Below are 21,714 nucleotides of genomic sequence, written 5' to 3'. Positions count from 1 at the left end.
GGAGTGACCTCATGTCCGCCACCTCTACTGTTCCAACAGCGACCCCCACCGCCCAAACATTTGAAATTCGTCCATTCCCCGGCAGCGTCGGCGCAGAGATTATCGGCCTGGATCTGACCCGCCCGGTCAACGACGAGGATTTTGCGCGCATTCACCGCGCGCACCTCGACCACCACGTCGTGGTGTTCCGTGACCAGCGCATCACCCCCGAACAACAGATCGCCTTCAGCCGCCGCTTCGGTGTGTTGCAAATTCACGTGCTCAAACAGTTCCTGTTGGCCAACCACCCGGAAATCCTGATCGTCTCCAACATCATCGAAAACGGCCAATCCATCGGCTTGGGTGACGCGGGCAAATTCTGGCACTCAGACCTGTCCTATAAAGAGCTGCCAAGCCTGGGTTCGATGCTGCACGCGCAGGAATTGCCCGCCGAGGGCGGCGATACCTTGTTCGCCGACATGCACAAAGCCTGGGACCAACTGCCCGAACACCTGCGCAAGGCCGTAGAAGGTCGCAGCGCTGCGCATTCCTACACGGCGCGCTACAGCGAAACCAAATTCGAAGGCAACTGGCGCCCGACGCTGACGCCCGAGCAACTCGCCCAAGTCGCCGAAGTGGTGCACCCCATTGTGCGCACCCACCCGGAAAACGGCCGCAAGGCGCTGTTCGTCAGTGAAGGTTTCACCACCCGCATTGTTGGCCTGCCGGACGACGAAAGCCGCGACCTGCTGGCCCAGCTCTACGCCCACAGCGTACTGCCGCACAACATCTACCGCCACACGTGGCAGCCCCACGATTTGGTGTTCTGGGACAACCGCTCGCTGATCCACCTGGCTGCCGGTTGCCCGAGCCACCTGCGCCGCAAGCTGTTTCGCACCACCATCCAGGGCGACGCGCCTTTCTGATTCGGAGCACGAGCATGTCCAAACACATTGCATTTGCACGCATGGCTGCGACCATCGGCCTGGGTGTCAGCCTGCTGGCCGGCAGCCTGGTCGCACCGGCCGCCGCGCAGGCCGAAGGCGAGATTCGCATCGCCGAGCAGTTCGGCATCGTTTACCTGTTGCTCAACGTGGTGCGTGACCAGCACCTGATCGAGAAATACGGCAAGCAGGAAGGCCTCGACATCAAGGTCGACTGGACCCAGCTTTCCGGCGGCGCAGCGGTCAACGACGCGCTGCTGTCCGGTTCCATCGACATTGCCGGTGCCGGCGTCGGCCCGCTGCTGACCATCTGGGATCGCACCCACGGCCGGCAGAACGTCAAGGCCGTAGCGTCTTTGGGCAACTTCCCGTACTACCTGGTGAGCAACAACCCGAACGTCAAGACCATCGCCGACTTCACCGAGAAAGACCGCATCGCGGTGCCGGCGGTGGGCGTGTCAGTGCAGTCGCGCTTCTTGCAGTACGCCGCTGCCAAGCAGTGGGGTGACAAGGCATTCAATCGCCTCGATAAATACACCGTGGCCGTCCCACACCCTGACGCCACTGCGGCGTTGATCGCTGGCGGTACCGAACTGAGCGGGCATTTTTCCAACCCGCCGTTTCAGGAGCAGGCGCTGACCAACCCCAACGTGCACGTGGTGCTTAACTCGTACGACATTCTCGGCCCGAACTCACCGACCGTGCTGTTTGCCACCGAGAAGTTTCGCAACGACAACCCGAAAACCTACAAGGCCTTTGTCGAAGCATTGACCGAAGCCGCGCAGTTCGCGCAGAACGACAAAGGCGCGGCCGCCGACACCTACATCCGTGTGACCAAGGCCAAGATCGACCGGGCCGCGCTGCTGAAAATCATCGAAAACCCCGAGTTCGAATTCAGCGTGACGCCGAAAAACACCTACCCGCTGGCGGAATTTCTGTACCGCGTCGGCGCCATCAAAAACAAGCCTGAATCGTGGAAGGACTACTTCTTCCAGGACGCCAAGCCCCTGCAAGGAAGTTGAGATGAACGCGCCCTTGCAAGGCCACACGGCCAGCAACCTGCACACCACCGAGCCGTTGCTGGCGGTGGACCACGTCAGCCTGGAATACCGCACGCCGGAGCGTGTGGTGCGCGCCACCCACCAGGTGAGTTTCGAGATCGACCCGGCCGACCGCTACGTGCTGCTTGGCCCTTCGGGTTGTGGTAAATCCACCTTGCTCAAGTCCATCGCCGGGTTTATCAAACCCTGCGAAGGCGAGATCCGCTTGCTCGGGCAAAAAGTTGAGCAGCCCGGCCCGGACCGCATTGTGGTGTTCCAGGAATTCGACCAACTGCCGCCGTGGAAAACCGTCAAGCAAAACGTGATGTTCCCGCTGCTCGCATCAAAAACATTGAAGCGCGCCGAAGCAGAAGAACGCGCGCTGCACTACCTCGATAAAGTTGGCCTCAGCGCCTTTGCCGACGCTTACCCGCACACCCTTTCCGGCGGCATGAAAGCGCGGGTGGCGATCGCGCGCGCCTTAGCCATGCAGCCAAAAATTTTGCTGATGGATGAGCCTTTCGCCGCGCTCGACGCCCTGACTCGACGCAAGATGCAGGAAGAGCTGCTGCTGCTCTGGGAGGAGGTGCGCTTCACCCTGTTGTTCGTCACTCACTCCATCGAAGAGGCGTTGGTGGTGGGCAATCGCATCCTGTTGCTGTCACCGCATCCGGGGCGGGTGCGCGCCGAAATTCACAGCCATCAATACGACCTGCACAGCCTCGGCGGTGTGGAATTCCAGGCGTCGGCGCGGCGTATTCATCGCCTGCTGTTCGATGAAGCGCCCGAGGCCGAACGTGAGTTGGGTTTCGCCGACATCCGCATCGCTTATTGAAGGGGCCGCCCATGCGCCAGGAATACGAAATTACCCTCGAACCGCTGCTCAGCGTGCCTGTGGAACGCGAGCTACCGCTGCGTCAACGCCTATGGCAACAAGGCTGGCTGCGCAAGGGCCTGATCCTCATCGTGCTGGCGATCCTCTGGGAAGCGGTGGCGCGTTACCAGAATAACGACTTGCTGCTGCCGAGCTTTTTGCAAACCTCAGCGGCGCTCTACGACGGCCTGCTCAGTGGCGAACTGCTGGATAAAGTCAGCATCTCGCTGGTGGTGCTGATCAAGGGCTACCTGATCGGCATCGTGCTGGCGTTCGCCCTGACCACGCTGGCGGTGTCCACGCAGTTGGGCCGCGACTTGCTCAGCACACTGACCTCCATGTTTAACCCGCTGCCAGCCATTGCGCTGCTGCCGCTGGCGCTGTTGTGGTTTGGTCTTGGGCAAAACAGCCTGATATTTGTGTTGGTGCATTCGGTGTTGTGGGCCTTGGCGCTGAACACGTATTCGGGGTTTCTCGGCGTGTCCGAAACCCTGCGCATGGCCGGGCGCAACTACGGCCTCAAAGGCATGCGTTTTGTGCTGTTCATTCTGATCCCGGCAGCGCTGCCGTCGATCCTGGCCGGCCTCAAAATCGGCTGGGCCTTTGCCTGGCGCACGTTGATCGCGGCAGAGCTGGTGTTCGGCGCCACCAGCGGCAAGGGCGGGTTGGGCTGGTACATCTTCCAGAATCGCAACGAGCTGTACACCGACAAGGTGTTTGCAGGTTTGGCCGTGGTGATTCTGATTGGCTTGCTGGTCGAGAACCTGGTGTTCGACACCTTTGAGCGGCTTACGGTGAAACGCTGGGGCATGCAGCGCTAAACACGATTGCTGCTACGATTGCGCCCAGTTCACTCCCGACTGATCACGAGTGCTTGGCATGCAACTACCGGACATGAACCTGCTGGTCGCCCTCGACGCCTTGCTCGACGAGGGCAGCGTGGTCGGCGCGGCGCGGCGCATGAACCTCAGCCCGGCCGCCATGAGCCGCACCCTCACGCGTATTCGCGAGGCGGTCGGTGACCCGATCCTGGTGCGCGCCGGTCGCGGTTTGGTGCCGACGCCCAAGGCCCTGGAGTTGCAGGGCCAGGTGCGCAACGTCGTGGAGCAGGCGGCGTTGCTGTTTCGCTCGGCCGACCAAGTCGACCTGAGCACGCTGCGCCGCCGTTTCAGTGTGCGCGCCAACGACTTTTTTATCGGCGTGTATGGCGGTCGTTTGTTCGACACCATGGAGCGCATGGCGCCGTTGTGCGAGCTGTGTTTCGTGCCCGAAGGTGACACCGACGATGAAGCACTGCGCGAAGGGCGGCTCGACCTGCGCGTGAGCAACACCATGCCCGTCAGCCCCGAAGTCAAGGTGCAGAACCTGTTCTCCACCACCTTCGTCGGCCTTGCGCGGGAAGATCACCCGTTGTTTGACCAAGAGATTACCGCCGCGCGGTTTGCCAGCTACTCGCACATCAGCATCTCGCGGCGCGGCATCGCCCGCGGGCCGATCGACACCGCATTGAATGCCCAAGGCCTGGAGCGCCGCGTGGCAATGATCGCCCCGGGTTTCCACGGCGCGATGTTCATGCTGCCCGACTCCGACCTGATCCTGCCGGTGCCCAAAGAGGCGCTCTACAGCGCCAAGCGCCTGAAGTTGCCGTTGCGCGCATTCCCGCTGCCCATCTCCTTGCCCACGCTGGTGCTCGCTCAATCGTGGCACCCGCGCTTCGACAAAGACCCGGCCCACAAATGGCTGCGCGAAACCCTGCGCGAGAGTTGCCACGCCACTTGGCTGCAAGCCCAACCCACCTGATCGTCCTCACGCTCCGCGGTGATCGTTCCCACGCTCCGGTGATCGTTCCCACGCTCCGCGTGGGAATGCATCCCGTGACGCTCCGCGTCACCTTGCGCAGGCCTTGAGCGCGTGACGCAGAGCGTCCCAGGCGGCATTACCACGCAGAGCGTGGGAACGATCAGACGGTGTTGCGGACCATATGGATTGCGTCTGGCGCACTTATAAGCTTCGGGTAAGTAACTTTTTGTCATGCATGTGCCTGATTAAACTGCTCGGGTATTTTTAATCCTGAGTTACGTGTTGATGACATCGCTCGCTGCCCCCGCCTTACAGGCCGCAGCCACACCCACTGCCCTCAGCCCGCCTGTATTTGGCCCACGCATCATCACAGGCCTGGTCGGCGTGTTGCTGGCCGTGTTGGTGTCCGGCCTCAACGAGATGGTCACCAAGGTCGCCCTCGCTGATATTCGCGGCGCGCTGTTCATAGGCTTCGACGAAGGCACCTGGCTGGTCGCCGCCTACACCGCCACCTCCGTCGCGGCCATGGCCTTTGCGCCGTGGTGTGCGGTGACGTTTTCACTGCGCCGCTTCACCCTGTGCGCCATCGGGTTGTTTACCGTGCTGGGCATCCTGTGCCCGTTTGCGCCTAACTACCCAAGCCTGCTGCTGTTGCGCACCGTGCAGGGCCTGGCCGGTGGTGCGTTGCCGCCGATGCTGATGACCGTGGCGCTGCGCTTCCTGCCGGCCAACGTCAAACTGTACGGCCTGGCCGGCTATGCGCTCACCGCAACGTTCGGCCCCAGCCTGGGCACGCCGCTGGCCGCGCTGTGGACCGAATACGTCGGCTGGCAATGGGCGTTCTGGCAAATCGTCGCGCCGTGCTTGCTGGCGATGGCTGCGGTGGCCTACGGCTTGCCGCAAGACCCGCTGCGCCTGGAGCGCTTCAAGCAGTTCAATTGGCGCGGCCTGCTGCTGGGGTTCCCGGCGATCTGCATGCTGGTGATCGGCCTGTTGCAAGGCAACCGACTGGACTGGTTCGAGTCCGGCCTGATCACCTTTCTGCTGAGCGGCGGCACATTGTTGCTGGTGCTGTTTCTGGTCAACGAGTGGTCGCAGCCGATCCCGTTTTTCAAGTTACAGATGCTCGGCCTGCGCAACTTGGCGTTCGCCTTGATCGTGCTGGCAGGCGTACTGATGGTGCTGACCTCGGTGATCATCATTCCGTCGAGTTTTCTTGCGCAGGTGCAAGGTTATCGACCATTGCAAACCGCGCCGGTGATGCTGCTGATGGCGCTGCCGCAGTTGATTGCGCTGCCGTTGGTGGCGGCGTTGTGCAACCTGCGCTGGGTCGACTGCCGTTGGGTGCTGGGGCTCGGTTTGAGCATGCTGGCGCTGTGTTGCGTGGGCAGCGCGCACCTGACATCAGCATGGGTTCGCGACGATTTCTATGGCTTGTACCTGCTGCAAATCTTCGGTCAACCGATGGCCGTGCTGCCGCTGCTGATGCTCTCCACCGGCAGCATTCAGCCGATGGACGGCCCGTTTGCCTCGGCCTGGTTCAACACCGTCAAAGGCCTCGCCGCCGTGGTCGCCACGGCGCTGCTGGAGGTGCTGACCACTCAGCGTTTGCACTTCCACTCAAGCATGTTGGTGGACCGTTTGGGCAACTCGCCGCTGGCCGACGGCGATGCGCCTGGCCTGGCGCACCGGCTGCACGAGCAGGCCGTGGTGCTGACGTCTGCAGACCTTTATTACGTCATGGCGGCTGTCGCGGTGGCGTTGATCCTGCTGATCTTCTGGATGCCCACGCGGATCTTTCCGCCCCGCGCACCGACTTGATTGCTCACTGAGCCAAAAGGATTGTTGATGAAACGCAAAGACAAAATTGCCCTTTCCGCTATCGCCGTGTTCGCCGTCGCGGTGTTGGCGTACCGGGTTGCGCCGAGCCTTTTGGGCAACACGCGCCAGACCACCAACGACGCCTTCGTCGCCGCCGACTTCACCCTGGTGGCGCCGCGCGTGGCCGGCTTCATCAAGGAAGTGCTGGTGGAGGACAACCAGCGCGTCAAAGCCGGCCAACTGTTGGCGCTGATCGACGACCGCGATTTTCGCGCCGCCGCGCAAGCGGCCGACGCCGATACGCTCGTCGCCCAGGCCCAATTGAAAAACGCCACTGCAACCCTGGAGCGGCAAAGCTCGGTGATCGCCCAAGCGCAAGCCAGCGTCGCAGCAGACCGCGCCGAGGTGGCCTTCGCCGAACACGAACTGAACCGCTACAACCACCTCGCCGGTGTGGGCGCGGGCACTGTGCAGAACGCCCAACAAGCCAAAACCCGCATCGACCAGGCCACCGCGCGCCTGGCGAATGCCACCGCGGTGCTGGCGGCCGAACGCAAGCAGGTGGAAATTCTCGGCGCCCAGCGTGACGCCGCCGAAGGTGGGCTTAAACGCGCGCAGGCGGCCCTGGAAATGGCCAGCTATCAGTTGTCCTACACGCGCATCGTCGCGCCGATGGATGGCATGGTCGGCGAGCGCGCGGTGCGGGTTGGCGCCTATGTGACGCCGGGCAGCAAACTACTCGCGGTGGTGCCGTTGACCGAGGCCTTTGTGGTGGCCAACTTCCAGGAGACTCAGCTGTCGCACATGCACGCCGGCCAAGCCGTGCAAGTGCGCGTCGACAGCCTCGACGGTGAACTGCTCAACGGCCATTTGGAAAGCCTGGCGCCGGCCACCGGCGTGACCTTCGCGTCGGTCAAACCCGACAATGCCACGGGCAATTTCACCAAGGTGGTGCAGCGCATTCCGGTGAAGATTGTGCTGGAGCCCAATCAGCCGCTGACCGAACGGCTGCGCGTCGGCATGTCGGTGGAAGCCAGCGTCGACACCCAGCCGATCACGCAGCCGCGTGAGGTGGCCCAGCAATGAAGCGATTTGCCTGGCTCAGCTTGAGCCTGATCAGCCTGAGTGCGTGCACCGTCGGCCCGGATTTCCAGCGGCCGCAAGGCTCGCCCGTCAACCCATGGAGCGAGCCACAAGGGCGACAGGCCGCCAGCCGCGCGGTCAACGACCCGTTGCAGGAGCGCTGGTGGGAAGTGTTCCATGACGCGCAGCTCTCAGCCCTCACGCAGCGCGCCCTCAGCGATAACCTCGACCTGAAACTGGCCGGCAGCCGTTTGCAACAGAGCCGCGCCGTACGCCAGGTGACCACCGCCGAGCGCTACCCCAACCTCAATGCCAGCGGTGATTACCTACGCCAACGCAACAGCGGCAAAGGCTTGAATGATCCGTCTGGCGAAAATGGCCGTTCCGCGTTCAACCAGTGGGACGCAGGCTTCTCGGCCGCTTGGGAGCTGGACTTCTGGGGCCGCGTCAAACGTGAAACCGAGGCCGCCGACGCCACGCTGCAAGTGGCCGAAAACGACCGCCGCGCCGTGCTGTTATCGGTACTCGCCGACACCGCTCAGGATTACATTCAGTTGCGCGGCGTGCAGAACACCCGCGTCGTTACTGAGCAAAACCTCGACGTCGCCCGCCACAGCCTCAAGCTCTCGCAACTGCGCCTGGCCGATGGCGTGGCGACCGACCTGGACGTGGCCGAAGCCGCCGCGCAGGTGGCCGCCATCGAAGCGCGCCTGCCTGATTTGCAGCAGCGCCAGGACCAGTTGATCAACGCCCTGAGCCTGTTGATGGGCGAGCCGCCGCAAGCGCTGCACGCGCAGTTGTCCAAAGACGCCGCCGTGCCGCAGGCCCAGCGCCAAGTCACCATCGGCCTGCCGTCGGAACTCGCCGAACGCCGCCCCGACATTCGCCAGGCCGAGGCGCGTTTGCACGCGGCCACTGCGAATATCGGCGTGGCCAAAGGCGACTTCTACCCGCGCATCACCTTGTCTGGCAGCCTCGGCTCGCAAGCCCTGCAACTGTCGGATTTCGGCTCCTGGGGCTCGCGCGCCTTTGCCTTCGGCCCGCAGTTCAGCCTGCCGCTGTTCAATGGCGGGCGCCTGCAAGGCATGTTGAACCTGCGCGAAGCCCAGCAACAGGAAGCCGCGCTGGCCTACCAGCAAACCGTGCTGCGTGCCTGGCATGAAATCGACGACCAACTGACCCGCTACAACGCCAGCCAATTGCGCCGCGACAGCCTCGCCGAGGCGGTACGCCAAAACCAGATCGCCCTCACCACCGCGCAACATCAGTACGTCGAAGGCGTAGCCGATTTCGTCAACGTACTCACCGTACAAAGCGCCCTGCTGGCGACGCAGGAACAGTGGGTGGAAAGCTCCACCAGCGTGTCACTGGCCATGGTTGGCTTATACAAGGCATTGGGCGGCGGCTGGCAGTCGGTTTACCCTGCTGGCTAAGCACAGCTCCAATCTGGGAGTTCTATTTTGGCCGAACTCGGTCAAATGTGTGGGAGTGGGCTTGCTCGCGATAGCGGTGTGTCAGATTACTATTTTTTGGCTGATCCAACGCCATCGCGAGCAAGCCCGCTCCCACACGAAAATTGCCCACCCATCAACGATTCAGCAAAACACCCCATTCCCCACCAAACCATTCACTCGGTTCCAGCAGTTGGACGTAGAACTTTTGCGACCAATGCAGGATCAAGGCTTTGTCCGATTCCAGAAGCGAATCACAGGCTTTTGTCCTAGAGTGGCGGTGTTTGCGTCAGGTGATTCAGGTAATGGCAGGGGAATTGAGGTGCATCGGTCTGTGGTAGAGCAAAACAAAAAGCTTGGGGGGTTACCCGCATTCAGTCGCTTTTCCTGGGAAGGCGCCAGCTATATCAGCCAATTATGGTGGGTGCCGATCCTGGCATTGGCCATGGCCCTGCGTTTTTACAACCTCACGGCGTCGGCAATTTGGGGCGACGAAGGCTCTAGCCTGCTATTGAGCGAATACGCGGCGGGCGACCTGTGGTTTCACGCGGCGCACGATGTGCACCCGCCGCTGTATTTTTTCATGTTGCGTGGCTGGATCGAGCTGTTCGGCGACAGCATCTGGTCGATTCGCGGCATGAGCGCAATCCCTGGCGTGGTCGCCGTGGGCCTGGGTATCTGGCTGACGCGGCAACTCTCCACTCGGCGTGCGGCGGTGCTGGCGGGGATTCTGCTGGCGCTGCTGCCCACGGCGGTACGCTACAGCCAGGAAGTGCGCATGTATTCACTGCTCGGCGTGTGGCTGCTGGGCGCCACGCTGGCGCTGGTGTATTGGGTGCGTCAGCCCGAACGCACGCGCTACCTGGTGGCGTATGGGCTGCTGATGACCGCAGGCTTCTACACGCATTACTTCACCGCGCTCTGCGTGCTGGTGCATTGGGCTTACCTTGCGGTGTTGAGCGCATCCCGTGCGCCGGGCCAGCGTTTGATTTTGCGCCCTGCCTGGTGGCTGACCAACGTCACGATTGTGCTGCTGTACTTGCCTTGGTTACCGAACCTGCTGGACCTGGTGCAACACGTGGAACAGTTGAAAGTAGGCGGCGATATTGGCTGGGAAGAGCCGGTCAACGTGTTTTCCCTGCCATCCATGGTCTGGCAATTCGTGCTGCAGGATGAAGGTATTGGCTTCTGGCAGCCGCTGTTCTGGCTGTTTCCGATACTGTTGGTGAGCATCGTCGGCGTCACCACCTGGCGGGACCGCGAGCGTTACCGGCCAGCCAGCTTGCTGGCGCTGTTCTTTTTGCTGCCACTGCTGTTGGTGTACGCAGTGTCGTTTCTGTCCCCGGTGTTTATCGAGCGTTACCTCACTGTTTACGCGTTTGGGTTGCCGATCCTCCTGGCCCTGGCCATCGACCGCCTGCCATCGCGCCTGTCGCTGCTGGGAGCAGCGTTGTTCGTGCTGTTCGTCGGGGTGGAGCTACTGGGGTTGAAAAACAATTTCAGCGTGGATGAGCAAGACCAATTCAACGTGCCGGTGGAGTTCGTCAACCGCAATTACCAGGAAGACGACCGCATCGTCCTCAGCGACATGATGTGGTACCTCAGCTACGTGTATTACGACCAGACCGACGCCCAACTGCAGCTTTACACCCCGCCTAAACCGGACGGTACGCCCACCCGCCCGAATGCCTATGGTTTCGGCACGCTGGTGGACCAGGACGGCGGGCGCATCTACCTCGACCGACTGGCGGCATTGCCCGCCGATACCCACCGCGTATGGCTGATCAGCAGCGTTGAGGCGCCGGACGATTTTGCCCCGCTGCCCGAAGGCTGGCGCGAGCTGAGCCGGCAAGATGGCGGCGGTGCCAGGGCGCGTTTGTTCGTCGTGTGCAACGGGCCGCAACCGCATCCTGAGGGCTGCCGCTAGGCTCAGTGGATTCGTTACTGCTCGGGAGCCGCTCATGCAATGTTGTTGCGAGCCCGGCGAGGGGTGTAAAAAACTTGGGAAAAAAGCCATAACTTGAAAAAATCTGGTTATGGTTGAAAAAATCTGGGCTTTAATCGCCTGAGTGAACTTTTTCCGAGGTGTCGAAGCACCGTCGCAAGCAGTTTCAGTACAGTGTGCCGGATGAGGTGTTTGAGTTTATCGAGGTCGAAGCGGGGAAGGTGATCAGCTAACGCGGTAGCGGTTGCACAGCCTCAACCATCCCACCTATAGTTCGCCCCATCGCCGCCTATCGGCGATCGGATTTGGCGATCCGAGTTTCTGTGACGCGTTTCAGCGTTCATATCCCGTGCTTTTTCATCTTTGGATGAAGGCGCTGGGCTCTATGGCGGCTGTGCGCGGGAGATCTTCGGATCTGCCGGGTTTCACAGATAACCGGTTCGCCAACCTGCGTACAGCTGCCACCTTTCTTGTTTGGCGACAAGATCGAGTGGTTCAAACTCTTATCTGTGAGGTTTTATCGATGGAACAATACAAGCCGTTTCAAAGCAACCCGACCAGCGTTCCCGTGCTGACCTTCAACACCTTCGCCCCCTCGCACTTGCTGCACGAAACCGCCCGCAGTCGCGTGCGTATCGGCACTGAGCTGCTCGACACACTCACCTCAACCACCGACGAACAAAACCGCCAGCACCTGGTGACGGCGGCGTTGGTCTCGCTGCGAGATGGCTTGGACATGATGGGCGAAATCCAGCGCCGCCTGGATGCGCAGGCCGAACAGCAAAGCTGAAGCCAGCGCCAAGGTAACAGGCCCGTTGTGGCGAGCGGGCTTGCTCGCGCTGGGCTGCGTAGCAGCCCCAAAACCAGACGCTGCGGAGTGCCTGCACTATTGCATTCCTCATTAAAAGGGCTGCTTCGCAGCCCAACGCGAGCAAGCCCGCTCGCCACAACAGCTCTATCAGCCTGCGTCGAAACCCGCCACCGATCAGCGAATGTGTTTCGAAACTTGACTGACTTGGATCACTCCCTCATATTGATAGTTAGCAAACTAACTGTATGCGAACTGTCTTGTGCCTCAAACCCTCGAACAACTCCACATGAACCTCAGCAGCAGCATGGTGGTGGGCGCCCGTAATTGGCGCAAAATCTGCCAGACCACGCTGGTGAGCTACGGTATTTCCGAAGCCTGCGCCGTGCCGTTATTGATGATCGGCCGCTTGGGCGACGGTGTGCATCAAGTAAAAGTCGCCCAGGCCTCGGGAATTGAAAGCCCGTCGCTGGTGCGCTTGCTCGACCAACTGTGCAGCGGCGGCTACGTGTGCCGTACCGAAGACATCCACGACCGTCGCGCCAAGGCCTTGAGCCTCACCGCGCGTGGCCGTGAGCTGGTGCAAGCGGTGGAAGTGCAACTGGTGCGCCTGCGCCAGGACGTGCTGTCGGACATTTGCCGCAGCGATCTCGAAGCGGCGCTGCGCGTACTGCGGGCCTTTGAAGTGGCCGGGGTTGCAGCGTCTTGAACGGATTTTTCAGCGGCTTCCCGCCTGCCCGTGACTGGTTTTACGGCGTACGTACGTTCGCGGCGTCGATGATCGCGTTGTACATCGCCATGCTCATGCAAATGCCGCGTCCGTACTGGGCGATGGCCACGGTGTATATCGTCTCCAGCCCGTTTGTCGGCCCTACCAGCTCCAAGGCGCTGTACCGCGCCGTCGGCACTTTTATGGGGGCCGCGGCCGCGGTGATTTTTGTGCCGATGTTTGTGCAAGCGCCTTATGTGCTGGTGGTGGTGATTGCGCTGTGGACGGGCATTTTGCTGTTCCTGTCGATGCACCTGCGCACGGCGAATAACTACGCCTTGATGCTCGCCGGTTACACCTTGCCGCTGATCGCCTTGCCGGTGGTGGATAACCCGCTGGCGGTGTGGGATGTGGCCGAGGCGCGCACCGAAGAAATTTTCCTTGGCATCGCGGTAGCGGCGGTGGTGGGGGCGATGTTCTGGCCACGTCGGCTGATGCCGGTGTTCGATGGTTCGGTGGCCAAGTGGTTCGCCGATGCGCAGGTTTACAGCCAGCGCTTTTTGACGCGCAACGTGCAGCCTGAAGAGGTGAGCAACCTGCGCGGCACCATGGTGGCGACCTTTAATACCCTGGAATTGATGATCGGCCAGTTGCCGCACGAAGGCGCGCGGCCGCAAACGGTGCGCAACACCAAAGAGCTGCGCGGGCGGATGATTCACCTGATGCCGGTGATCGATGCGCTCGACGATGCGGTGTACGCCGTCGAGCATCGCGCGCCGGAGTTTCTCGACCGCCTTGCACCGCTATTGCAAGCGGCTGAGCAATGGCTTGCAAGCACCACCGAAAGCGCACCGCTGGAACGCTGGCGCGTGCTGCGTGACCAAGTCGACGCCCTGCAACCGGCCGGCGAAGCGCTGAACGACCGGCACACACTGCTGTTCTCCAACGCCCTGTATCGGCTGGGTGAATGGATCGACCTGTGGCAAGACTGCCGCAGCCTGCAAGCCGCGCTGCAATGCGAAAGCCAAGACACCTGGCGCGCGGTTTACCGTCACTGGCGCCTCGGCCGGCTGACGCCGTTCCTCGACCGTGGCCTGATGTTCTATTCGGCGTTTTCCACCGTCACCGCGATTGTCGTCGCCTCGGTATTGTGGATTCTGCTGGGCTGGACCGATGGCGGCAGCGCGGTGATTCTGGCCGCCGTGGCGTGCAGCTTTTTTGCCTCGATGGACGACCCGGCGCCGCAGATCTACCGGTTCTTTTTCTGGACCGCCATGTCAGTGTTGTTCGCCAGCCTGTATCTGTTTTTGGTGCTGCCCAACCTGCATGATTTCCCGATGCTGGTGCTGGCGTTCGCCGTGCCGTTTATCTGCATCGGCACGCTCACCGTGCAGCCGCGTTTCTACTTGGGCATGCTGCTGACGCTGGTGAACACCTCGTCGTTCATCAGCATCCAGGGCGCGTATGACGCAGACTTCCTGAACTTCGCCAACGTCAACCTGGCCGGGCCGGTGGGCTTGCTGTTTGCGTTTGTGTGGACGCTGGTGGCGCGGCCTTTCGGCGCTGAGCTGGCGGCCAAGCGCCTGACCCGCTTTAGCTGGCGCGACATTGTCAGCCTCACCGAACCTGCGACCCTCGCCGAACACCGGCACATGGCCGCGCAAATGCTCGACCGCTTGATGCAACACTTGCCGCGCCTGGCAATCATCGGCCAGGACACCGGCATCGCCCTGCGCGATTTGCGTGTGGCGCTGAACCTGCTTGATCTGCTCGCCTACTCGCCACGCATCCACGGCGTGCCACGCGTATTGCTCAACCAAGTGGTCGAGGGCGTTGGCGGGTACTTCAAGGCCTGCCTCAAAGCGGGTGAACGCTTGCCTGCGCCCAGCGGTCTGCTGATGACACTCGACCGCACGCGCCGCGCCCTCAACGGCCAGGGCCTGCAAAACGAACACGACAGCCGCCTGCATCTGTTGCATGCACTGGCCGGTTTACGCCTGTCGCTGCTGCCGGGCGTGGAATTTATTGGCGGCACCGAACTGGAAGCGCCGCTGCCTGATGGAGCGCCTTTATGATCGGTGACCTGGACATCAGCGGGGTGTTCCTGCCCACGTTGCTGGTGCTGATGGGCATTACGTATGTGCTGTTTCTGGTGGTGCACGGGCTATTAACCCGCGTCCACTTCTATCGCCTGGTCTGGCACCGGGCATTGTTCAATGTGGGGCTCTACGCGCTGTTGTTGGGCGCGGTGGACTCACTCAGTCGATACCTCATGACATGAAAAAACCTTTTTTGACCATCGGCCGTGTCGTCCTGACGCTGTTGATCGTGACGTTTGCGGTCGTCGTTGTGTGGCGCATGGTCATGTATTACATGTTTGCGCCCTGGACCCGTGACGGGCACATCCGTGCCGACATCGTGCAGATCGCACCGGACGTGTCCGGGCTGATCCAGCAAGTCGACGTGCGCGACAACCAGCTCGTCGCCAAGGGCCAGGTGCTGTTTGCGGTTGACCAGGACCGCTTCAAGCTGGCCCTGCGCCAAGCCCAGGCCGCCGTGGCTGACCGTCAGGAAACCCTGGCCCAGGCCACTCGCGAGTACAAGCGTAACCGTGGCCTGGGCAATTTGGTGCCGAGCGAGCAACTGGAAGAAAGCCAGTCGCGCGTGGCCCGCGCTCAATCTGCGTTGGCCGAGGCACAAGTGACGGTGGACGCCGCCCAACTCAACCTCGACCGCTCGGTGATCCGCAGCCCCGTGGACGGCTACGTCAACGACCGCGCGCCGCGTGCGCAGGAATTCGTGACGGCCGGGCGCCCGGTGCTGTCGGTGGTGGACAGCAATTCCTTCCACATCGACGGCTACTTTGAAGAAACCAAGCTGGACGGGATTCACGTCGGCATGGCGGTGGATATTCGCGTGATCGGCGACAACGCGCGCTTGCGCGGCCATGTGCAGAGCATCGTCGCCGGTATCGAAGACCGCGACCGCAGCAGCGGTTCCAACCTGTTGCCCAACGTCAACCCGGCGTTCAGCTGGGTGCGCCTGGCCCAGCGGATTCCGGTGCGCATCGCCTTTGATGAGGTGCCGGCGGACTTCCGCATGATCGCCGGGCGCACGGCCACCGTGTCGATCATTGCCGACACGGCTAAAGACGGAGAAAAACCATGAAACCGGCGGCGTTGCTGGCCACGGTCGGCTTGGGTGTGCTGCTGTCGGCCTGCCAAGCGGTAGGCCCGGATTATAAGTTGCCGGAAAACGCCGCCATCAACCGTGACGACCTGCAAGGGCAGCTCGCGGGCGAGGGTAACAACGTGGTGTCGGCGCCGGTGCCGGCCGACTGGTGGAAGCTCTACAACGACCCGCGCCTGGATGCGCTGGTGCGCCAGGCCATGGCGTCGAACACCGACCTGCGCGTGGCCGCCGCCAACCTGCAACGCGCGCGCTTCCAGACCCAACAGGCGGAATCTGCGGGCGGTTGGAGCGTGGGTGCCAAGGCTGAAGCCCAGCGCCTGCAAGAGTCCGGCGAAGCCTATTTGCTCACGGAAAAAGTCCCGGTGGGCAACATCGGTTCCGCGAGCATCAGCACGTCCTACCAATTCGACTTGTTCGGCACCTTGCAGCGCGGCATCGAAAGCGCCCACGCCAGTGCGGACGCGGCCCAAGCCGCCGCCGATACCGCGCGTATTACGCTGGTAGCCGATGTGGTGCGTTCCTACACCCAAGTCTGCGCGGCCAACGAAGAACTGGCGATTGCCAACGAGTCCCTCGGCCTGCAAGCGCAGAGTACCCAGTTGACCCAGCGCCTGCGTGACGCCGGGCGCGGTGACGAAACCCAAGTGACCCGTTCGCAAACCCAATACAAATCCTTGCGCGCCGACATGCCGCGCTACCAGGCGGCGCGCCAGGCCGGGCTGTTCCGCCTGTCGATGCTGTTGGCCACGCCGCTGGACCAACTGCCGGCAGGCACCGACAGCTGCGCCGAGCTGCCGCACATTGCCCAGTTATTGCCGGTGGGCGACGGCGCCACCTTGCTCAAGCGCCGCCCCGATGTACGCCAGGCCGAGCGCCAACTGGCCGCCGCCACCGCGCGTATCGGCGTGGCCACCGGCGCGTTGTACCCAGACATCAGCATCGGCGCCACCGTGGGCACGGTTGGCTTGCTTGACGACTTGGGCACGCCAGCGACCAATCGCTGGGGCTTTGGCCCGCTGATCAGTTGGACGGTGCCAACCAACGGCGCGCGTGCACGTATTCACGAAGCCGAAGCTGCCACCCAAGGCGCGCTGGCGCATTTTGACGGGGTGGTGCTCAACGCCATCCGCGAGACCCAGACCGGCCTGGCGCAGTACACCGCGCAGTTGCAGCGCCGGGATGCACTGGCAGATGCCGGTAACTCCGCCAAAGAAGCTGCGCAACAGACGCACCGTTTCTTCCAGGCCGGCCGTGCCTCGTTCCTCGCCGACCTGCAAGCCACGCGCACCTACACCGACGTGCGCGCGCAACTGGCGGCGGCGAACACTCAGGTTGCCATGAGCCAGATCAATCTGTTCCTGGCGTTGGGCGGCGGTTGGGAAAGCGCACGAACGCAAGCGTCACCGCCCGGCAAACCCTGAGCCAATAGCGATGCCGCAAAAGGTGGTCTGCCTTGATTTTTTATCAGGCGGTCCGGTAGGCATTGGCTGAATAGCGCGTGGGAATTGTCTGATGTGGCCGCTGCCATGGGCCGCGAGCGTTACCCATTGGACGTCTGCGATCTGAAGGCCATTACCTCGAACAATGCCGTTACACACCGTGAGTTTGAGGTGTTGGTGTACACCTGGACGGCGCGTTTGAAGCGTTTTGACCACCCGCTGGATGAGATCAAAACGCGGTACCCGTGAACCAACTGCCAGGCTGCCCCCTCTGAAAAGCTGCGCCGTTCTCGGCCGCCAGTGCTAATCTTCCCCCGTTTTCGGCGGGCTTGAGCCAACCCTTTCGGGGTTCAAGGAAGACAGCCCACTTCTCACAGGATTTGATCAGGTCACTTCATGAATAAGCCAGCAGTCGTTCTTTTGGGTTTCGTTGTCGCCGTCGGCGTCGTCAGTGCAGGCGGCGCCTGGTACACCGGCAAGCAACTGGAGCCGGTGCTGCAAACCGCGATCCAGAACGCTAACAAGGAACTGCAAACGTCCATGGCCGGCACCGATGGCAGCTTGAACCTGGAGCTGGTGTCGCTGGACCGTGGCCTGTTCAGCAGTACTGCGCACTACCGCCTCAAAGGGCAGGGCAGTGTATTCGGCGACGCCAACCCGAACCCGGAGCTGTTGTTCGTTGACCACATTGAACACGGCCCGCTGCCGTTCTCGCGCCTGGTGTCGCTGAAATGGTTGCCGGTCATGGCCACCAGTCATTACGAGATGGAAAAAAACCCCACCACCGAAAAATGGTTCGCCGCGAGCAAAGACGTATCGCCGGTCAAAGGCGTGGCGAACATCGGCTATAACCGCTCGGTGAATGGCAATGTCGAATTGCTGCCCCTGGAAATCAAGGACGACAAGTCCTCGGTAAGCTTCTCCGGCGCCAACCTCGACGTCGACAGCAGCGCCGAAGGCCAGAAGGTCAAGGCCAGCGGCTACATGAATAGCCTTAAAGTCGCGTTGATCGACGCCAAAGGCGAGCCGTTCGAAGCCGAGCTGTCGGGCCTGACCGTGGCCAGCAACCTGGAAAAATCCACGTTCGGTTTCTACACCGGGCAAAACACCATTGAGCTGACCGACACCAAAGTCACCTTCGGCCCGCAGAAAACCGTGCTGACGCTCAAGGGCTTCGAGCAAAAAGACAGCAGCGAGGCCAAGGGCAACAACCTGGCAGGCCGTGTTGACTACAAGATCGACGAGATCGGTTATCAGGGCAAACCTGTCGGTTCGGCGGCCATGGCCGTGAGCATGAAGAACATCGATATTCCGGGCATGCTGGCACTGACCAAGCTGTACCAGGACAAGATGCAACCGGTGCAGGCAGCTTCCGCTGCGAACCAACCGATGCCTGAGTTGCAACTGACTGAAGCCGAGCAAACCCTGGCCGAGACCAACGTCAACCAAGTGCTGGCTGCCAAGCCGCAACTGGCGGTGGAAAACCTCTCGCTGAAAACCACCCATGGCGAAAGCAAATTCAACCTGGTCGTCGACCTGACCAAACCGGCATCGCTGGAGCTGCCACCGGTTGAATTGGGCAAGCAGGCCATTGCGCTGCTGGACGCCAACCTGACCCTGTCCGAGCCAATGATCGGTGACGTGGCCGCCTTGCAAGCGCAGGCGGGTGGCGTGACTGACCCTAAAGCCATCGAGCAGCAGTCGCAGATGGCCGCCGAGATGGTCAGCGGCATGGCGGTCGGCACTCAGCTGGCGACACTGGTGGGCACGGATGTGGTGTCCAAGCTGCATTACGCCAACAATGAAGTGACCTTCAACGGCCAAAAAATGACCGTTGAGCAATTCATTAGCCTGATGACGGCCAAGTTGGGTGCTGTGAGCGGCGCGCAGTAACGTTTCCTGCATCAAGCAAGCAATAAAGCGTGGGGGAGTGGGGTTGCCTGAGGCAGCGGCCGCTCCCCCATTCGTTTTTGTGAGCGGGTAATTCTGAACAATTGTTCTGAATCGGTCTTTTCCCTGCATTCGTAAGGGATAGTTCCTACAGGAAAGCTAGGTTGGGTCACTGGACGCCGACACCCTGACGCGCATCGCTCAGGTCTACCTATCGTCAGAGCTTTCCGTGTGTAAGGAAGCTCTCGATATGCTGCGAAACCTACCCTTCAGCGCCTCAGGCCGGTTGCGACTGCTCATCGGGGCCGCCTTGTGCAGCCACTTGTTAATGCCCGCGTGCGCCTTGGCCGACCCGGCCTACGACGCCCTGATTATCCAGGCGCGTAACGGCAACTTCACGCCAGCCCTCAGCCAATTGCGCCAGTTGCCTGCCGAACGCCAAACGCCAGGCCAAATCAGCGATCACTTGGTGATTGCCGGCTGGGCCGGGCAAGACGCCGAGGTGTTGAAGGTGTACGAAGCGGCGGGCAAGCATCGCAACCTGACCACGCAGGCGCTGGCCACCGTGGCGCGTACCTATCGCAATCAAAAGCAGTGGCCGCAAGCCCTGGTGGTCTATCAACAGGCCCTGCTGCGCGAACCGAATAATGTTGACCTGCAATTGGGCCAAGCCCTGACCCAAGCCGATGGCGGCCAAACCGCCGAGGCGTTGCAACGCACGCGCGCACTGGTGGCGGCGCAACCCAATGACCCCAACCGCCGCATGGCGCTGGGCTATGCGCTGACCCGTGCGGGCTTGAACTACGACGCCCTGTTTGAGTTTGACCAGGCCTTTATTCGCGCCGGGGACAAACCTGCCGTGGTCCGCGAATACATCGTTGCTCTGCAAAAAGCCCGCCTGCCGGAACCGGCGCGGCGCCTGTCGGCCAAGCACCCCGGCGTGCTGGACGCGGTCACCCAGCGCCGCCTTGAAGGCGACCTCGCCGCAGAGCGCGTGCGCATGGCCGAATACGCCACGCGCAGCGAAAAAGAACGCTACGTGATCGCCGACCGCGCCCTTAACGACTACGCCACCTTGCTTGCACGCTGGGCCTCGGACCCCAGCGCCCACGACGACGTGGTGCGCTGGCGCATCGACCGTCTCGGCGCCCTGAAGGCGCGGGCGCGCACCGCTGAGGTGATCCGCGAGTACCACACGCTTAAAGACGAAGGTGTGCAATTGCCAACGTACGCCGTGCGCTGGGTAGCCGCCGCGTACCTCGATCAACGCCAGCCGGAACACGCCGAGCCGTTGTACCGCCAAGCCTTGACCGCAGCAGACGCCAACCCGGGCGACCACGTCGAAGACAGCACCGCGCTGTTTTACGCCTTGTTGGAAAGCGACAAGGTGATGCAAGCGCGCGACGTCGCCAGCCACCTGGCCAACACGCAGCCGCCGCGCGTCGAACTCAAAGGCTTGGCCGCAGGCAACCCCAGCGACAGTTGGATGGACGCGCAACAACTGGCGGCTCAGGCCGGCACCTACGGCGGTGAGCTGCCGGGCAGCGAAACCGGCCTGGACGCGCTGGCGCAAAAAGCCCCCGGCAACGTCGGCTTGCGCCTTGCCCAAGCCGATGTGTATCGCGCCCGTGATTGGCCGCGCCGCGCTGAAGGTTCGCTGAAACAAATCGAAGCCCAGGCCCCGCGTGATATAGGCCTGCAAGTATCGCAGGCGTATACCGCCATGGACCTGCAGGAATGGCGGCAACTGCACGCGCTGACCGATGACGTGTTGGCCCGCAACCCGGACAACCGCCAGGTGCAGCGCCTCAGCCGGTTGCGCGATGTGCACGACATGGCCGAACTGCGCGTCGAGGCCTACACCGGTAAAAGCTACGGCGGTGGCGGCAACGATGACGTCGGCGCGGTCGCCGGTAGCCGCGACTTTGGCATCGAAAGCGTGCTGTACAGCCCGCCCATCGACGAAGACTGGCGCGTGTTCGCCGGGGCCGGTTACGCCACCGCAGACTTTACCGAAGGCACTGGCCAGCATCGTTTTCAGCGTGTCGGCGTGGAGCGGCGCACGCGTGACATGACCTTGCAGGCAGAGGTATCCAACCATTCCTACGGGTATGGTGCCAAGCAAGGCGCGGGCGTGTCGATTGCCCGCGACATCAACGATAACTGGCAATACGGCGGCAGTTTCGGCTACTTGTTGGCCAGCACGCCGCTGCGGGCTTTGAATGCCGATGTTACGGCCAACGGCGGCAGTGGTTTTATCCGCTGGCGCGCGAATGAAAGCCGCGAATGGAAACTCTCGCTGAGCCCGTCGCATTTCAGCGACGGCAACGACCGGCTCGAAGCCTTGCTCACTGGCCGCGAAGGCCTTTACAGCTCGCCACACGTGCAAGTGGACCTGGGCCTGGAAGTCGGCGCCAGCCGTAACACCAAAGACGACGCGGTGTATTTCAACCCGAAGTCGGAACTCGGCGTGTTGCCCACCCTCACCGTCAATCACGTGCTTTATCACCGCTACGAGACCCAGTGGAGTCAGCAGTTCCAGGTCGGTGCGGGTACGTACAGCCAGCGCGATTATTCCACCAGTGGTGTCGGCCTGATCGGCTATGGCCAACGCTTTCGCTGGAACGACGTGCTGGAAACCGGCGCCAACCTGAGCCTGATCAGCCGCACGTATGACGGCAATCGCGAACGCGATCTGCGCCTGCTCGTCGACCTCACTTACCGTTTTTAAAAGAGCCT

General features: G+C 62.1%; 17 protein-coding genes and 1 pseudogene. All 18 read left to right on the top strand.

What is annotated here, in order from left to right; translation table 11 throughout:
• The first annotated feature begins 11 nt into the window (after window positions 1-11).
• The 18 genes and pseudogenes from AO240_RS18620 (at window position 12) to pgaA (ending at window position 21,706) form a co-directional block, all read left to right on the top strand.
• A complete protein-coding gene (locus tag AO240_RS18620) occupies window positions 12-905 on the top strand; it encodes a TauD/TfdA family dioxygenase (protein WP_099238186.1) in 894 nt (297 codons plus the stop codon).
• Between the two features lie 14 nt (window positions 906-919).
• Entirely contained in the window at window positions 920-1,945 is a 1,026-nt protein-coding gene (locus AO240_RS18615) for an ABC transporter substrate-binding protein (RefSeq protein ID WP_099238184.1), read from the top strand.
• A 1-nt stretch (window position 1,946) separates the two neighbouring features.
• Window positions 1,947-2,798 carry an ABC transporter ATP-binding protein gene (locus tag AO240_RS18610; protein WP_099238182.1) on the top strand — a complete coding sequence of 284 codons (852 nt, stop codon included), beginning with the start codon at window positions 1,947-1,949 and terminating at the stop codon, window positions 2,796-2,798.
• A gap of 11 nt (window positions 2,799-2,809) precedes the next feature.
• Window positions 2,810-3,658, top strand: a complete 849-nt coding sequence (locus tag AO240_RS18605) for an ABC transporter permease (protein WP_099238180.1) — start codon at window positions 2,810-2,812, stop codon at window positions 3,656-3,658.
• A 58-nt stretch (window positions 3,659-3,716) separates the two neighbouring features.
• Window positions 3,717-4,637, top strand: coding sequence for a LysR family transcriptional regulator (locus tag AO240_RS18600; RefSeq protein ID WP_099238178.1), 921 nt, complete (start codon window positions 3,717-3,719; stop codon window positions 4,635-4,637).
• Between the two features lie 285 nt (window positions 4,638-4,922).
• A complete protein-coding gene (locus AO240_RS18595) occupies window positions 4,923-6,458 on the top strand; it encodes an MFS transporter (protein WP_099238176.1) in 1,536 nt (511 codons plus the stop codon).
• A 27-nt stretch (window positions 6,459-6,485) separates the two neighbouring features.
• Window positions 6,486-7,544, top strand: a complete 1,059-nt coding sequence (locus AO240_RS18590; RefSeq protein WP_099238174.1) for an HlyD family secretion protein — start codon at window positions 6,486-6,488, stop codon at window positions 7,542-7,544.
• A complete protein-coding gene (locus AO240_RS18585) occupies window positions 7,541-8,974 on the top strand; it encodes an efflux transporter outer membrane subunit (protein ID WP_099238172.1) in 1,434 nt (477 codons plus the stop codon). Before AO240_RS18590 ends, AO240_RS18585 begins: the two co-directional genes overlap by 4 nt.
• A 340-nt stretch (window positions 8,975-9,314) precedes the next feature.
• Window positions 9,315-10,919: a glycosyltransferase family 39 protein gene (locus AO240_RS18580; RefSeq protein ID WP_099238170.1), complete on the top strand. Its 1,605-nt coding sequence runs from the start codon at window positions 9,315-9,317 to the stop codon at window positions 10,917-10,919.
• A gap of 541 nt (window positions 10,920-11,460) precedes the next feature.
• Window positions 11,461-11,727, top strand: coding sequence for a hypothetical protein (locus AO240_RS18575; protein WP_099238168.1), 267 nt, complete (start codon window positions 11,461-11,463; stop codon window positions 11,725-11,727).
• 307 nt (window positions 11,728-12,034) lie between these two features.
• The gene (locus tag AO240_RS18570; protein ID WP_099238166.1) at window positions 12,035-12,454 is read left to right on the top strand and encodes a MarR family winged helix-turn-helix transcriptional regulator; all 420 of its coding nucleotides are present in this window, start codon (window positions 12,035-12,037) and stop codon (window positions 12,452-12,454) included.
• The gene (locus AO240_RS18565) at window positions 12,451-14,529 is read left to right on the top strand and encodes an FUSC family protein (RefSeq protein ID WP_099238164.1); all 2,079 of its coding nucleotides are present in this window, start codon (window positions 12,451-12,453) and stop codon (window positions 14,527-14,529) included. Before AO240_RS18570 ends, AO240_RS18565 begins: the two co-directional genes overlap by 4 nt.
• Entirely contained in the window at window positions 14,526-14,735 is a 210-nt protein-coding gene (locus AO240_RS18560) for a DUF1656 domain-containing protein (RefSeq protein WP_012721577.1), read from the top strand. Before AO240_RS18565 ends, AO240_RS18560 begins: the two co-directional genes overlap by 4 nt.
• Window positions 14,732-15,622: an efflux RND transporter periplasmic adaptor subunit gene (locus tag AO240_RS18555; RefSeq protein ID WP_099238162.1), complete on the top strand. Its 891-nt coding sequence runs from the start codon at window positions 14,732-14,734 to the stop codon at window positions 15,620-15,622. Before AO240_RS18560 ends, AO240_RS18555 begins: the two co-directional genes overlap by 4 nt.
• The gene (locus AO240_RS18550; RefSeq protein WP_099238160.1) at window positions 15,619-17,067 is read left to right on the top strand and encodes an efflux transporter outer membrane subunit; all 1,449 of its coding nucleotides are present in this window, start codon (window positions 15,619-15,621) and stop codon (window positions 17,065-17,067) included. The genes AO240_RS18555 and AO240_RS18550 overlap by 4 nt, the downstream gene beginning before the upstream one ends.
• 54 nt (window positions 17,068-17,121) lie before the next feature.
• Window positions 17,122-17,334, top strand: a pseudogene (locus tag AO240_RS18545) (NADH:ubiquinone oxidoreductase subunit N); the annotation flags it as partial.
• Between the two features lie 147 nt (window positions 17,335-17,481).
• Window positions 17,482-18,978, top strand: coding sequence for a YdgA family protein (locus tag AO240_RS18540; protein ID WP_099238158.1), 1,497 nt, complete (start codon window positions 17,482-17,484; stop codon window positions 18,976-18,978).
• A gap of 247 nt (window positions 18,979-19,225) precedes the next feature.
• Window positions 19,226-21,706 carry a poly-beta-1,6 N-acetyl-D-glucosamine export porin PgaA gene (pgaA, locus tag AO240_RS18535; RefSeq protein WP_099238156.1) on the top strand — a complete coding sequence of 827 codons (2,481 nt, stop codon included), beginning with the start codon at window positions 19,226-19,228 and terminating at the stop codon, window positions 21,704-21,706.
• Window positions 21,707-21,714 lie beyond the last annotated feature (8 nt).

The organism is Pseudomonas sp. ICMP 460, assembly GCF_002723595.1.
In the GTDB taxonomy this organism is placed as follows: domain Bacteria; phylum Pseudomonadota; class Gammaproteobacteria; order Pseudomonadales; family Pseudomonadaceae; genus Aquipseudomonas; species Aquipseudomonas kitaguniensis.
This window is presented reverse-complemented; position numbering and strand designations above follow the sequence as displayed.

What these genes read in the sequence shown, in the direction of transcription:
- AO240_RS18620 (WP_099238186.1), top strand. Translation starts at nt 12, where the DNA reads ATGTCCGCCACCTCTACTGTTCCAACAGCGACCCCCACCGCCCAAACA.
- AO240_RS18615 (WP_099238184.1), top strand. Translation starts at nt 920, where the DNA reads ATGTCCAAACACATTGCATTTGCACGCATGGCTGCGACCATCGGCCTG.
- AO240_RS18610 (WP_099238182.1), top strand. Translation starts at nt 1,947, where the DNA reads ATGAACGCGCCCTTGCAAGGCCACACGGCCAGCAACCTGCACACCACC.
- AO240_RS18605 (WP_099238180.1), top strand. Translation starts at nt 2,810, where the DNA reads ATGCGCCAGGAATACGAAATTACCCTCGAACCGCTGCTCAGCGTGCCT.
- AO240_RS18600 (WP_099238178.1), top strand. Translation starts at nt 3,717, where the DNA reads ATGCAACTACCGGACATGAACCTGCTGGTCGCCCTCGACGCCTTGCTC.
- AO240_RS18595 (WP_099238176.1), top strand. Translation starts at nt 4,923, where the DNA reads ATGACATCGCTCGCTGCCCCCGCCTTACAGGCCGCAGCCACACCCACT.
- AO240_RS18590 (WP_099238174.1), top strand. Translation starts at nt 6,486, where the DNA reads ATGAAACGCAAAGACAAAATTGCCCTTTCCGCTATCGCCGTGTTCGCC.
- AO240_RS18585 (WP_099238172.1), top strand. Translation starts at nt 7,541, where the DNA reads ATGAAGCGATTTGCCTGGCTCAGCTTGAGCCTGATCAGCCTGAGTGCG.
- AO240_RS18575 (WP_099238168.1), top strand. Translation starts at nt 11,461, where the DNA reads ATGGAACAATACAAGCCGTTTCAAAGCAACCCGACCAGCGTTCCCGTG.
- AO240_RS18570 (WP_099238166.1), top strand. Translation starts at nt 12,035, where the DNA reads ATGAACCTCAGCAGCAGCATGGTGGTGGGCGCCCGTAATTGGCGCAAA.
- AO240_RS18560 (WP_012721577.1), top strand. Translation starts at nt 14,526, where the DNA reads ATGATCGGTGACCTGGACATCAGCGGGGTGTTCCTGCCCACGTTGCTG.
- AO240_RS18555 (WP_099238162.1), top strand. Translation starts at nt 14,732, where the DNA reads ATGAAAAAACCTTTTTTGACCATCGGCCGTGTCGTCCTGACGCTGTTG.
- AO240_RS18550 (WP_099238160.1), top strand. Translation starts at nt 15,619, where the DNA reads ATGAAACCGGCGGCGTTGCTGGCCACGGTCGGCTTGGGTGTGCTGCTG.
- AO240_RS18540 (WP_099238158.1), top strand. Translation starts at nt 17,482, where the DNA reads ATGAATAAGCCAGCAGTCGTTCTTTTGGGTTTCGTTGTCGCCGTCGGC.
- pgaA (WP_099238156.1), top strand. Translation starts at nt 19,226, where the DNA reads ATGCTGCGAAACCTACCCTTCAGCGCCTCAGGCCGGTTGCGACTGCTC.